Annotated in this window: 10 protein-coding genes; 5 read left to right on the top strand and 5 right to left on the bottom strand. The window is 60.8% G+C overall.

Annotated elements, in window-relative coordinates:
- Window positions 1-114: 114 nt before the first annotated feature.
- Both IF199_RS20555 and IF199_RS20550 read left to right on the top strand, forming a co-directional pair.
- On the top strand, window positions 115-639 hold the full coding sequence (locus tag IF199_RS20555) for a DUF6586 family protein (protein ID WP_085733483.1): 525 nt from the start codon (window positions 115-117) through the stop codon (window positions 637-639).
- Between the two features lie 106 nt (window positions 640-745).
- Complete coding sequence (locus IF199_RS20550) at window positions 746-979, top strand: hypothetical protein (protein WP_003226592.1); 234 nt, start codon at window positions 746-748, stop codon at window positions 977-979.
- A 79-nt stretch (window positions 980-1,058) separates the two neighbouring features.
- Here IF199_RS20550 and sulA read toward each other — a convergent pair whose 3' ends face one another.
- Both sulA and lexA read right to left on the bottom strand, forming a co-directional pair.
- On the bottom strand, window positions 1,059-1,532 hold the full coding sequence (gene sulA, locus IF199_RS20545) for an SOS-induced cell division inhibitor SulA (protein ID WP_096822090.1): 474 nt from the start codon (window positions 1,530-1,532) through the stop codon (window positions 1,059-1,061).
- Between the two features lie 10 nt (window positions 1,533-1,542).
- Window positions 1,543-2,151: a transcriptional repressor LexA gene (gene lexA / locus IF199_RS20540; protein ID WP_096822089.1), complete on the bottom strand. Its 609-nt coding sequence runs from the start codon at window positions 2,149-2,151 to the stop codon at window positions 1,543-1,545.
- Window positions 2,152-2,381: 230 nt separating this feature from the next.
- On the opposite strand from lexA, the gene IF199_RS20535 reads away from it, so the two are divergent.
- From IF199_RS20535 to IF199_RS20525, 3 genes are all read left to right on the top strand, one after another.
- Window positions 2,382-3,089, top strand: coding sequence for a TetR/AcrR family transcriptional regulator (locus IF199_RS20535; protein WP_085713141.1), 708 nt, complete (start codon window positions 2,382-2,384; stop codon window positions 3,087-3,089).
- A gap of 158 nt (window positions 3,090-3,247) precedes the next feature.
- On the top strand, window positions 3,248-4,258 hold the full coding sequence (nagZ, locus tag IF199_RS20530) for a beta-N-acetylhexosaminidase (protein ID WP_102621844.1): 1,011 nt from the start codon (window positions 3,248-3,250) through the stop codon (window positions 4,256-4,258).
- A 12-nt stretch (window positions 4,259-4,270) separates the two neighbouring features.
- Window positions 4,271-5,008, top strand: a complete 738-nt coding sequence (locus tag IF199_RS20525; RefSeq protein ID WP_085733486.1) for an S-methyl-5'-thioinosine phosphorylase — start codon at window positions 4,271-4,273, stop codon at window positions 5,006-5,008.
- A 42-nt stretch (window positions 5,009-5,050) separates the two neighbouring features.
- On the opposite strand, the gene IF199_RS20520 is transcribed toward IF199_RS20525, so the two are convergent.
- Genes IF199_RS20520 through mfd form a run of 3 tightly spaced genes read right to left on the bottom strand, consistent with a single transcriptional unit; the run spans window position 5,051 to window position 11,779 of the window.
- On the bottom strand, window positions 5,051-7,741 hold the full coding sequence (locus tag IF199_RS20520; RefSeq protein WP_192558567.1) for a DEAD/DEAH box helicase: 2,691 nt from the start codon (window positions 7,739-7,741) through the stop codon (window positions 5,051-5,053).
- Between the two features lie 11 nt (window positions 7,742-7,752).
- Window positions 7,753-8,319, bottom strand: a complete 567-nt coding sequence (locus tag IF199_RS20515; protein WP_096822086.1) for a CsiV family protein — start codon at window positions 8,317-8,319, stop codon at window positions 7,753-7,755.
- 10 nt (window positions 8,320-8,329) lie between these two features.
- A complete protein-coding gene (gene mfd, locus IF199_RS20510; protein ID WP_102621842.1) occupies window positions 8,330-11,779 on the bottom strand; it encodes a transcription-repair coupling factor in 3,450 nt (1,149 codons plus the stop codon).
- Window positions 11,780-11,959 lie beyond the last annotated feature (180 nt).

Here is an 11,959-nt window from a genome sequence, read left to right as displayed (position 1 = left end):
ACAACCTTCGGGTTTTCATGCGGCCTTTTTGTTTAAAGCTTGCGGTCGGATCGGCTGATCCATGACACTGTCCGGCCTGTGTGAAGCAATTATTTCGTTGTGGAGAGTGCCGCTATGGCCCACGAACTCTATACCCGTACCAATCAGAAGATCTATTTCGCGGGTCTGTCGCTGGAAGCGCTGGCCAGGGCCGAAGAGGGGCGGGCGATGAATTCGCTGGCGCTGATTCAGGCCGGGCGCGAATCGGCGTTGTTCCATCTCTATGGTGCGCTGCTGGGGTTATGTCACGAAATTGCCGGGTTCTACAGGCTGCCGCAGGCCAATGCGCCGCGGGCTGAAACGCTGCTGACGCGTGAAGTGCTGGAGTCGATTGCCATTCCGGAGTTGGCCGAGATGGTGGAGTTGGCGGGTAATCCGGAAACCTGGCTAGCTAAATTGCTGGCCGCGCATTCGGCGCTGTTTCAGCCACCACGTGTGCCACACAAGCCAAAGGGTGATGTGACCCAGCCGCTGATTCAGGCGGTTAATCTGGATGAAGAGCAGGCGCCCGAAGAATTGAGTCGTGAAGAGCTGGAGAGCTGGCGGCAGAACCTGAAGGGTCTGGCTATCCGTTTCCGTGAAGGCTTGAACGAGTGCTGATGGCTTCCTGGCTGGCGGCGACGAGATGCGTGCTGCTGGTCAAGATCCTGAGCGAATCCTGAACGATCTCTATATAATCCCTGCCTTTCGTGGAGAACAGACCTATATGCCAACGTCCTTTCTAGAAATTGTCGAGCTACCAGACGGCCGAATCGAACTGCGCAGGGCCGAGGACGAGGGTTCTCTGGTAACTCTGGATTTCTCCGAGGATGCCAAGGCATTTCTGCAGGGCCAACACGTTGAAATTGCCAAGGCGATGCTGAGCGTCGGCGTGCAAATGGCCGGTCGAATGGTTGAAGGCGAGTTTGATAAGGAAGAGGGGCCGCGGGTTCTTCATTGAGCACCGCCCGTCGATTATCCCTTCGGTTCGGCTTCTCTATCCCTTGAGAAGCCCCGCGCTCGAAGTAGCGCGCATGCAGTCAGCCCAGTCGAATATTCAGGCTTTGAGCGTCCCCGGTGCGGGCGGCGCTGATCAGTTGTTGGCGTGAGCCTGAGTTGAGCGGGTTCAACCATGTCACCACCGTATGGCTACGACCCAGGCGCAGGGCTTCGCAAGCCAGTTGCTGAGCGCTCTGTGTGCCGCGCGGGTGCAACAGCAGGATGCGTTCACGATTCAATCCGGCATCCCGCAACCAGGTTTGGGTCAGGCTCGCCGGTGGCGCGATCAGGGTCAGCCAGCGGGCATCCTGGTCATCACTCAATTCGCGAAGAATCGGTGCCAGCAGGTTCAGGCAGTTCCCGGCCGCGCCGCGCAGCGACAGTTCACTGAACGCTTCGGGTTCGACATTCCATGGGCGCTCGGCTACATCCTTGAGGATGGGGGCCAGTGGTTGCGCCAGAAATGCCTCGAACAACGGCAGTTGTGTTTGCTGAGGTGCGTGTGGGAACTGCATAAAGCCTCCTTTAGCGGCGGATGACGCCGACACTCAAGCCTTCGATCACCAGTTCCTGATCTTTCAGGTTGACTTCGATAGGGGCGAACTCAGGGTTTTCGGCGATCAGCCAGACCTTGCTGCCATCGCGCTTGAAGCGTTTGACCGTCACTTCGTCGCCGATCCGGGCGACTACGATCTGACCGTTGCGTGCTTCCCGGGTCGTGTGAACGGCCAGCAGGTCACCGTCGAAAATACCGATGTCCTTCATGCTCATCCCGTGGACGCGCAACAGGTAGTCGGCGCGAGGGTGGAAGAAGGCCGGGTTGATATTGCAGGACTCTTCGATGTGTTGCTGGGCGAGAATCGGTGCACCGGCGGCCACGCGGCCAATGATCGGCAGGGTGGATTCGTCAACCTTGGCTTCGAAGCCTGGGATTCGAATGCCGCGAGAGGCCCCCGGGGTCATCTCGATCGCGCCTTTGCGGGCGAGCGCCTTGAGGTGCTCTTCGGCGGCGTTGGGGGATTTGAACCCCAGTTCCTGAGCGATTTCCGCGCGGGTCGGCGGGTAGCCGTTGTCTTCGAGGCAGCGTTTGATAAAGGCCAGAATCTCGGCTTGGCGTGGCGTCAGCTTAATCATATTGATCGCTCTGTCTTTTTATACAGTGACTGGGATTATATACAGTGAGTCGGTCTTGGCAATGGCCGTTTTTTCGCAGGCCGCCGGACGGTCAGTGACGGCGTCGATTAATGTGGCGTCCTTGTTGTGGTTAAATACCTGACCGACCATTCCCAAAACGAACTGGCAGGCTTGACAAGGCATAGGCTGAAACGTATGTTTCAAACAAGTGTTTGTCAGGCGGAGTAGCCATGGCCCAGTCGGAAACCGTTGAACGCATTCTTGATGCTGCAGAACAGCTGTTCGCGGAAAAAGGTTTCGCCGAAACCTCATTGCGTCTGATCACCAGCAAGGCAGGGGTCAACCTCGCTGCGGTGAACTATCACTTCGGTTCGAAGAAGGCGCTGATCCAGGCGGTCTTCTCGCGTTTCCTCGGTCCGTTCTGCATCAGTCTCGACAAAGAGCTGGAGCGGCGTCAGGCCAAGCCGGAGAACAAGCCTTCGCTTGAGGAACTGCTGGAAATCCTCGTCGAGCAGGCACTGGTGGTACAGCCACGCAGCGGCAACGATCTGTCGATCTTCATGCGCTTGCTCGGTCTTGCATTCAGCCAGAGCCAGGGCCACTTGCGCCGTTATCTGGAAGACATGTACGGCAAGGTATTCCGCCGCTACATGTTGTTGGTCAACGAAGCCGCCCCGCGCATTCCTCCTATCGAACTGTTCTGGCGTGTGCACTTCATGCTTGGCGCTGCGGCGTTCAGCATGTCGGGTATCAAGGCGTTGCGCGCGATTGCCGAGACCGATTTCGGCGTCAACACCTCCATCGAGCAGGTGATGCGCCTGATGGTGCCGTTCCTGGCGGCCGGCATGCGTGCCGAAACCGGCGTCACCGACACCGCGATGGCCACCGCGCAGCTGCGACCACGCAGCAAATCGACGCCGGCGCCTGCCAAGGTTTAACTGTCCATGGGTGGGCGCGGCAGCTGACATCCGCTAAGCTAGCCGCCCATGCCGACTCTCGTTCTGAACCCGTTTCTCATTGAAATCACCGACCTGCCGGGCAATGCCCCTGGTGGTGGTTTCGTGGGCAACGGGTTTTTCGTTTTCAAGGAATCTCTATGACTGCTGGCCTGCAAGGCTCGTTGATGGTGGACGTCGCCGGTACCTGGCTGACGGCCGAAGATCGCCAATTGTTGCGTCAGCCCGAAGTGGGCGGCCTGATCATTTTTGCCCGCAATATCGAGCATCCACGCCAGGTGCGTGAGTTGAGCGCGGCGATCCGTGCCATTCGCCCGGATCTGTTGCTGGCGGTGGATCAGGAAGGCGGTCGCGTCCAGCGTCTGCGTCAGGGCTTTGTGCGTCTGCCGGCCATGCGAGCCATTGCCGACAACCCGAACGCCGAGTATCTGGCCGAGCAATGCGGCTGGATCATGGCCACTGAAGTGCTGGCTGTCGGCCTCGATCTGAGCTTTGCTCCCGTGCTGGACCTGGATTACCAGCGCAGCGCCGTGGTTGGTACTCGTTCATTCGAGGGCGATCCGGAGCGTGCAGCACTGCTCGCCGGTGCTTTCATCAAAGGCATGAACAGTGCCGGCATGGCGGCTACCGGCAAGCATTTCCCCGGTCACGGCTGGGCGGAAGCCGACTCTCACGTCGCAATCCCCAACGACGAGCGCAGTCTTGAAGAGATCCGCGCCAACGACCTGGTACCGTTCGCCAAGCTGAGCAAGCAATTGGCCGCCGTCATGCCGGCCCACGTGATTTATCCGCAAGTCGATGCGCAGCCAGCCGGTTTCTCCCGGCGCTGGTTGCAGGACATCCTGCGTGGCGAGTTGCAGTTCGACGGCGTGATCTTCAGTGACGACCTGTCGATGGCCGGTGCGCACGTGGTGGGCGATGCGGCCAGCCGTATCGAAGCCGCACTCAGTGCCGGTTGCGACATGGGCCTGGTGTGCAACGATCGCGCTGCCGCCGAGCTGGCCCTGAGCGCCGCGCAACGCATGAAGGTCAAGCCGTCGCCACGCATCGCGCGGATGCGCGGTCAGGCGTTCGCCAACACCGAATACCGTCAGGATCCGCGCTGGCTGACCGCTGTCGGCGCGCTCAAAGACGCTCAACTGATCGATTAAGGATTTTTCGCTATGACGGTTTACGCAATCATCGGTGGCACCGGCCTGACCCAGCTGGAAGGTCTGAGCATTCGTCAGTCGCTGGCGGTGGATACGCCTTATGGTGCGCCATCGGCCGAAGTCCAGATCGGTGAATACGCCGGCAAGGAAGTGCTGTTCCTGGCTCGCCACGGTCACCCGCATCGCTTCCCGCCGCACAAGGTCAACTACCGCGCCAATCTGTGGGCGTTGAAGCAGGCCGGGGCCGAAGCAATCATTGCGGTCAACGCCGTGGGCGGGATCCATCCTGCAATGGGCACCGGACATTTCTGCGTGCCGCATCAGATCGTGGACTACACCAGCGGTCGCGAGCACACCTATTTCGCCGATGACCTGGAACATGTCACACACATTGACTTCAGCTTTCCCTACAGCGAGCCACTGCGTCAGCAACTGATTGCTGCGTTGGCCGCCGAAGGTTGCGAATACAGCGATCAAGGCGTTTACGCCTGCACCCAGGGCCCGCGTCTGGAAACCGTGGCCGAGATCGTGCGTCTGGAGCGCGATGGTTGCGACATCGTTGGCATGACCGGCATGCCGGAAGCGGCACTGGCTCGCGAGCTGGATCTGGATTACGCCTGTCTGTCGCTGGTGGTGAACCCGGCGGCGGGCAAGACCACGGCGGTGATCACCATGGCCGAGATCGAGCAGGCGCTGCATGACGGCATGGGCAAGGTGAAGTCGACGTTGGCGCGGGTACTCAAGGGCTGAGTCTGGCTCCGGAGTGACTCGAACGAACAGGCGCTGAGGATCTCAGCGCTTTTCAAACTTGTCCGGCAACGGCGCAAACAGCGCCTCGATATCATCACTCTGCAACTTCCAGTCCCCGGCCTTGCGCCCATCCAGCACGCCGGCCGCCAGGTCAGACTTTTCCTTCTGCAGATGCTGAATCTTCTCCTCGACCGTCCCCCGGGCAATCATCTTGTAGACGAATACCGGCTTCTCCTGACCAATGCGATACGCACGGTCGGTTGCCTGGTTTTCGGTCGCCGGGTTCCACCACGGATCGTAGTGAATCACGGTGTCCGCTTCCGTCAGGTTCAGACCAACGCCGCCAGCCTTCAGGCTGATGAGAAAGATCTGACGCTTGCCGCTCTGGAATTCCTTCACTGGCGTGCGTCGATCCCGAGTCTGTCCAGTCAGCAACGCGTAGGCGACGTTGCGTTTTTTCAGCTCATCCTCGATCAGTGACAGCATCGAAGTGAACTGTGAGAACAGCAGAATTCGCCGTCCTTCCTCAAACAACTCCTCGAGCATTTCCATCAGGCTGTCGAGCTTGCCTGAGGTGCTGCCGCGAGCGGGCAGGGTGGCGTCGTTGACCAGGCGCAAGTCACAGCAGACCTGACGCAGCTTGAGCAGCGCTTCGAGAATGATGATCTGACTGCGCGCCACGCCTTTACGGGTGATCTCGTCGCGAACCTTCTTGTCCATGGCCAGGCGCATGGTTTCGTACACGTCGCGCTGGGCCTCGTTGAGATCGACCCAGTGGATGATCTCGGTTTTCGGCGGCAGCTCGGTCGCAACCTGTTCCTTGGTGCGGCGCAGCAGAAACGGTTTGATCCGACCGTTGAGGTGCTGAAGTCTGACTTCGCTGGCGCGTTTTTCGATCGGCACGCGGTAATCGGCGTTGAAGCTTTTGACGTCGCCGAGCCAGCCGGGCAGCAGGAAGTGAAACAGTGACCACAGCTCGCCCAGGTGGTTTTCCAGCGGCGTACCGCTGAGGCACAGGCGTTGGCGGGCGTTCAGTTCACGAGCTGCCTGGGCGGCTTTGCTGTTCGGGTTCTTGATGTATTGCGCCTCATCCAGCACCAATACATGCAGCGGTTGCTGTGCGAGGCGCTCGACATCCTTGGGCAGCAGCGCATAGGTCGTGAGGATCAGGTCGCAATCGGCCAGATGCTCAAAGTGCTTTTTGCGGCTGGCACCGTACAGGGCAACGACCTTGAGCTGAGGCGTGAAGTGCGCCGCTTCGTCCAGCCAGTTGGGGATCAGGCTGGTGGGCATCACCACCATGCAGGGGCGATCCAGGCGTCCAGCATTTTTCTCGCTGAGAATGTGCGCCAGGGTTTGTAGGGTTTTGCCCAGGCCCATGTCGTCCGCGAGAATTCCGCCAACCTCAAGTTGCCGCAGCGACTGCATCCAGCTCAAGCCCTCGAGCTGATAAGGCCGCAGTGTCGCGTTCAACCCTTCCGGCGCCTCGGCACTGTAGTCGCGGATATCGCGCAGGCGTTGGGCGAAGCTGCGAATCTGCTCGCCGCCCTCCCACAGCAGGGGGATGCCTTCCAGCGAGTTGAGGCGGATGGCGTCAGCCTTGCTCAGGCGCAGGGTGGTTTCGCCCGGCTCTTGCAGATAGAACTCGCCCAGCGTTGCCAGCACCGGTTTCAACCGGCCCAGGGGCAGGGCGACTTGCAAGGGGCCGTGCTCGCTGTTGCGTTGCGGGATGTTCACCAGAATCAACTCATCGTCCCGTCGCCGGGCAAGACGTTCGGGGTTGAGGATTTCCGTGTGCGAGCGCATCAGGTTGAGCAGGATCGGTAGCAGGCTCAGGCGTTCACCATTGACGATGATGCCCAGCTCAAGATCGAACCAGTCGCGTTCCGGGGTCTGCTCGACCGTGGCATACCAGTCATCGACGGCTGTCAGGTCGAAGCCGAATTCATCATCGACCAGCAATTCCCAGCCTTGGGTGCGCAGCTTTGGCAGGTCGTTCAGGGTAAACGTCAGCCAGGCGCTGTCATTGACCATTTCATAGAGTTCGCCCGCGCTTTCCGGCAGGGCTTTGCTCTGCCGGGTGGCGATGCGAAAGCCGAGAATCCGAAGTTGTTCGCGGTAGCTTTGCTCGACATCCGGATGGCGTTTGACCCGCAGGGTCTGGGCTTCCTGGCGAATCAGGATGTCGCTGTTTTTCTGGCCGCTGACGTATTCGTCGAGGTAGCTGAAAGACAGCGCGGCACGATGCTGGATGTAGCGCTGCATCTTGCCGTTGCGCGGCTCGAATGCGCTGAACTCGACACTGGCCAGCCACAGGCGCGGCACCGGTTGCACGTTGTCCACCAGTACTTGCGGCGGGGCTTTCGGGCTGCGGTTTTCGAGGACGGCCTGGAGTTTTTCCAGCAGTTCGGCGTCTTTGGCCGCGGCGGGGTATTCGAGGGTTTCCTGCACCTGCAGCAAGACCGCCGCACAGTGTTTGCAGTTGCTGTGAACCGGGCAGGTGCACGTGGCGTCGACCATCAGCAGTGTGCCTTTGGCTGACTCGCGCAGATGAATCGTCTGGCGATAAATGTTGCCGCCAGAGCCTTCGCAACTGGCGGTAATGGTCGCATCGCCGACCTGCACGATCCGCACCCGGTTTTCCAGCGCGTAGCGGCGGCCACGCTCCAGGCTTTGTTCCTTGAATCGGCTGACCCAGGAGGAGGCCAGCGGTTTACTCAGAGGCGGGGACATAAGGACTTCAATCAGTCCGGTACGACTTCAGGCGCTTCCCGAGGCGCAGGCGCCGTCAGTGAAGTGATCTTGATCAGCAGGGCCAGGTGGCCGTTGTCCAGGTAGTTGAGCTGGCCGTTTTTGGTGTGGCTTTCCTGTTTCAGGCGTTCGCTGGCGGTGACCATGCCGTTGGCGTCGATCTGGTTGACCCAGAAGTCGGCGTTCACGTCGGTGAAGCGCCCGAGCTTCATTTCGATCGTGCCCTCGATGGGGAACTGGCCGAACTGCTCCTGACCTTCGCTGACCGCGACCTTCGCCGGCGTCTCGCCCAGTGTCTGCTGCCAGGCTTTGTGCATCAGCACGCTGTACTCGCCGCTGGCGGTGAGTTTGGTGGCGACGTCGTTCAGCGCTGTGGTGCGCTTGCTGTCATCACCCAGGCGTTGGGCGCCTGCGGCCCAGTCTTCGGGTGCGGCACGGCTGACGATGGCCGGCACGGCGTTCTGGCGCACCAGAATCATTTCGACCTGATACAGGTCGTCGGCAAACACCGAGGGTGCTACCAGAGTCAGTAGCAAAGTCAGAGAGCGAAACAGGCGCATGCGGCGTCCTTCAAGCAGTTTTCGGGATGAGGCGCTCGAACAGCGCCTCCACAGTATTAAAGCGCTCTTCCGGGCGCTCCATCGGCACCTGGAACTTGAACATGGTGGCGCCTTCGAATTTGTAGCGTTTTGGCTGACTCTGGATCAGTTTGATCAGGGTCATCGGATCGACCGGCGTCTGCGCCGCGAACTCGATGCGTCCGCCTTGCGGGCCGCCATCGACTTTCTTGATGCCCAGCTGTTCAGCCTGCAATTTCAGCGCCGTGATGCGCACCAGATTTTTGGTCGGTTCCGGCAGCAGGCCGAAGCGGTCGATCATCTCCACTTGCAGATCCTTCAGGCCTTCCTCGTCGGTGGCCGAAGCGATGCGTTTGTAGAGGATCAAGCGTGCATGCACGTCCGGCAGGTAATCTTCCGGGATCAGCGCCGGCACCCGCAGGTTGACTTCCGGACCGCCGCCGAGCGGTTGATCGAGGTTCGGCTGTTCGCCCTTGCGGATCGATTTCACCGCGCGCTCGAGCATTTCCATGTACAGCGTGAAGCCGACCGCCTGAATCTGCCCGCTCTGTCCGTCGCCCAGCAGTTCGCCGGCGCCACGGATTTCCAGGTCGTTGGTCGCGAGCACGAAGCCCGCGCCCAGATCCTGAGTATTGGCAATCGCCTCCAGGCGCTTTTCCGCATCACCGGTGATCTGCTGGCGTGGCGGAGTCAGCAGGTAGGCGTAAGCCTGGTGGTGACTGCGGCCAACACGCCCGCGCAACTGGTGCAGCTGCGCCAGGCCGAACTTGTCGGCGCGCTCGATGATGATGGTGTTGGCGCTCGGCACGTCGATGCCGGTCTCGATGATGGTCGAGGCGATCAGCACGTTGAAGCGCTTGTGGTAGAAGTCGCTCATCACCTGCTCGAGTTCGCGTTCGCGCATCTGCCCGTGGCCGATGCCGATTCGCGCTTCCGGCACCAGTTCGGCCAGTTCGGCGGCGCATTTCTCGATGGTCTTCACATCGTTGTGCAGGTAATAGACTTGGCCGCCGCGCAGCAGCTCACGCAGCAAGGCTTCTTTGACCGTGCTCTTGTTCTGCTCCATGACGAAGGTGCGCACCGACAGGCGTCGCGCCGGCGGTGTGGCGATAATCGACAGATCGCGCATGCCCGACACCGCCATGTTCAGCGTGCGCGGAATCGGCGTGGCGGTCAGCGTGAGGATATCGACTTCGCTGCGCAGGGCCTTGAGCTGTTCTTTTTGACGGACGCCGAAACGGTGTTCTTCGTCGATGATCACCAGCCCGAGGTTTTTGATCTTGACATCATCCTGCAGCAGCTTGTGGGTGCCGATGACGATGTCGATGTTGCCTTCGGCCAGCTCGGCCACCGCAGCGTTCACTTCCTTGGTCGACTTGAAGCGGCTCATCACTTCCACGGTCACCGGCCAGTCGGCGAAGCGGTCGCGGAAGCTGTTGTAGTGCTGCTGGGCGAGCAGGGTGGTCGGCACCAGGATCGCCACTTGCTTGCCGCCGTGCACGGCGATGAACGCGGCGCGCATGGCCACTTCGGTCTTGCCGAAACCGACGTCGCCGCAGACCAGTCGATCCATCGGTTTCGGCGCGAGCATGTCTTCGCGCACGGCTTCGATGGTGGACTGCTGGTCCGGGGTTTCCTCGAACGGGAAACCGGCGCTGAAGGTTGCGTAGTCGGCTTTCGGATCGGCAAACGCGTAACCCTCGCGGGCAGCACGACGGGCATAGATGTCGAGCAGTTCGGCAGCCACGTCGCGGACTTGCTCGGCAGCCTTGCGCTTGGCCTTCTGCCAGGTCTCGGAGCCGAGGCGGTGCAGCGGCGCCAGTGCATCATCGCTGCCGGTGTAACGGGCGATCAAATGCAGGTTGGCCACCGGCACGTAGAGCTTGGCGTTCTCGGCGTATTCGAGGGTCAGGAATTCTGCGGCCTGATTGTCGATTTCCAGAATCGTCAGGCCGAGATAGCGACCGACACCGTGGTCGATGTGCACCACCGGCGCACCTTCGCGCAGCTCGGTGAGGTTCTTGATCACCGCGTCGTTGTTGGCGTCGGCGCGTTTTTCGCGGCGGCGACGCTGCATCACGCGTTGGCCGAACAGCGGACTTTCCGCGACCAGTGCCAGCGCCGGGTCATCCAGCATCAGGCCTTCGTCGAGCGGGGCGATGGTGATCGCCAGGCGATCCTTGCTCGCGACGAAGTCCGGCCAGCTGTCGACGGTTTTCGGGCGCAGCTTCAAGCGTTCCAGCAATTCCAGCAGCACTTCGCGACGGCCGGCGGATTCGGCGGTGAACAGCACGCGCCCCGGGAATTCGTCGAGGAAGGCGGAAAGCGCGGCCAGCGGTTGCGTGGCCTTGGCTTCGATCGCCAGATTCGGCAAGGCCTGCGCCGGGAAGCGTTCGCGGCCGGCACCGGTTTCCACGTCCTGTTGACTGGCAACCACTCGCGGCCAGTTCTTCAGGCGGGCAAAGCAGTCTTCTACCGGCAGGAACAGTTCGGCTGGCGGCAATAAAGGACGCGATGGATCGACGCGGCGTTCTTCATACCGGTTGCGCACGTCGTTCCAGAAGTTTTCCGCCGCTTGCTCGATGCCCGGCAGCGAGAACACCTGGGTGTCTTGGGGCAGGTAGTCGAACAGGGTCGAGGTCTCTTCGAAGAACAGCGGCAGGTAGTACTCGATACCGGCCGGCGTAATGCCGCTGCTCAGATCCTGGAAGATCGGGCAGCGTCGGAAGTCGACGTCGAAACGCTCGCGAAAGCGCGCCTTGAAGCGGGTGACCGCATCCTTCTGCAGCGGGAACTCCTTGGCCGGCAGCAGTTTGACCGAATCGACCTTGTCGATGGAGCGCTGGTTTTCCGGGTCGAAGGTGCGCAAGGTTTCGATTTCGTCGTCGAACAGATCGATGCGATACGGCAGTTTGCTGCCCATCGGGAACAGGTCGATCAGTGCACCGCGTACGGTGAATTCGCCGTGTTCGTAAACCGTGTCGACGTAGCGATAGCCGCTGGCTTCGAGCCGCGAGCGCATTTGCTCGACGTCGAGCTTCTGCCCGACATCCAGCACCAGGCTGCTGCCGAGCAGGAACTTGGTCGGCGCCAGACGATGCAGGGCCGTGGTGATCGGCACCACCAGCACGCCATGTTCCAGTTCCGGCAGTCTATAAAGGCTGGCGATGCGCTGGGAGATGATGTCCTGGTGCGGCGAGAACAGGTCGTAGGGCAGGGTTTCCCAGTCGGGAAAATGCAGAACGGGCAAATCCGGGGCGAAGAAGCTCAGCTCCTGCTCCAGCCGTTCGGCACTCTGGCTGTCGGCGGTCAGTAGCAACGTGAAGCGCTTGGCAGCGCTGGCAGCCTCGGCAATGGCCAGGCTCAGGGCGGCACCGGGCAGATTGCCCCAATGCTGTTTACCTGCCGCGGCAGGGAGAAGCGGTAGACGCAGAACAGGCACGGAAGGTTGAGCTCCAGGCGTTGCGACAAAGTCGGTAATTGTAGCGGCGTCCGGTGCCGCCTGTCAGTTGCAGACTGCGTCTATCTGCGCTGTTTCAGCGAAATGTAGTGGTAACCATAAAAACGAGCACTTTTTTGACGATTATGTAGTGCCGAAAGTGGGCGGTGTTACGGAGGGTTA

Source organism: Pseudomonas allokribbensis, from assembly GCF_014863605.1.
Lineage (GTDB): Bacteria > Pseudomonadota > Gammaproteobacteria > Pseudomonadales > Pseudomonadaceae > Aquipseudomonas > Aquipseudomonas allokribbensis.
Note: the sequence above shows the minus strand (reverse complement) of the source record. Positions and strands in the feature narration are given on the sequence as shown.

Coding starts and splice junctions, on each gene's coding strand:
- IF199_RS20555 (WP_085733483.1), top strand. CDS start 115: ATGGCCCACGAACTCTATACCCGTACCAATCAGAAGATCTATTTCGCG.
- IF199_RS20550 (WP_003226592.1), top strand. CDS start 746: ATGCCAACGTCCTTTCTAGAAATTGTCGAGCTACCAGACGGCCGAATC.
- sulA (WP_096822090.1), bottom strand. CDS start 1,532: ATGCAGTTCCCACACGCACCTCAGCAAACACAACTGCCGTTGTTCGAG.
- lexA (WP_096822089.1), bottom strand. CDS start 2,151: ATGATTAAGCTGACGCCACGCCAAGCCGAGATTCTGGCCTTTATCAAA.
- IF199_RS20535 (WP_085713141.1), top strand. CDS start 2,382: ATGGCCCAGTCGGAAACCGTTGAACGCATTCTTGATGCTGCAGAACAG.
- nagZ (WP_102621844.1), top strand. CDS start 3,248: ATGACTGCTGGCCTGCAAGGCTCGTTGATGGTGGACGTCGCCGGTACC.
- IF199_RS20525 (WP_085733486.1), top strand. CDS start 4,271: ATGACGGTTTACGCAATCATCGGTGGCACCGGCCTGACCCAGCTGGAA.
- IF199_RS20520 (WP_192558567.1), bottom strand. CDS start 7,741: ATGTCCCCGCCTCTGAGTAAACCGCTGGCCTCCTCCTGGGTCAGCCGA.
- IF199_RS20515 (WP_096822086.1), bottom strand. CDS start 8,319: ATGCGCCTGTTTCGCTCTCTGACTTTGCTACTGACTCTGGTAGCACCC.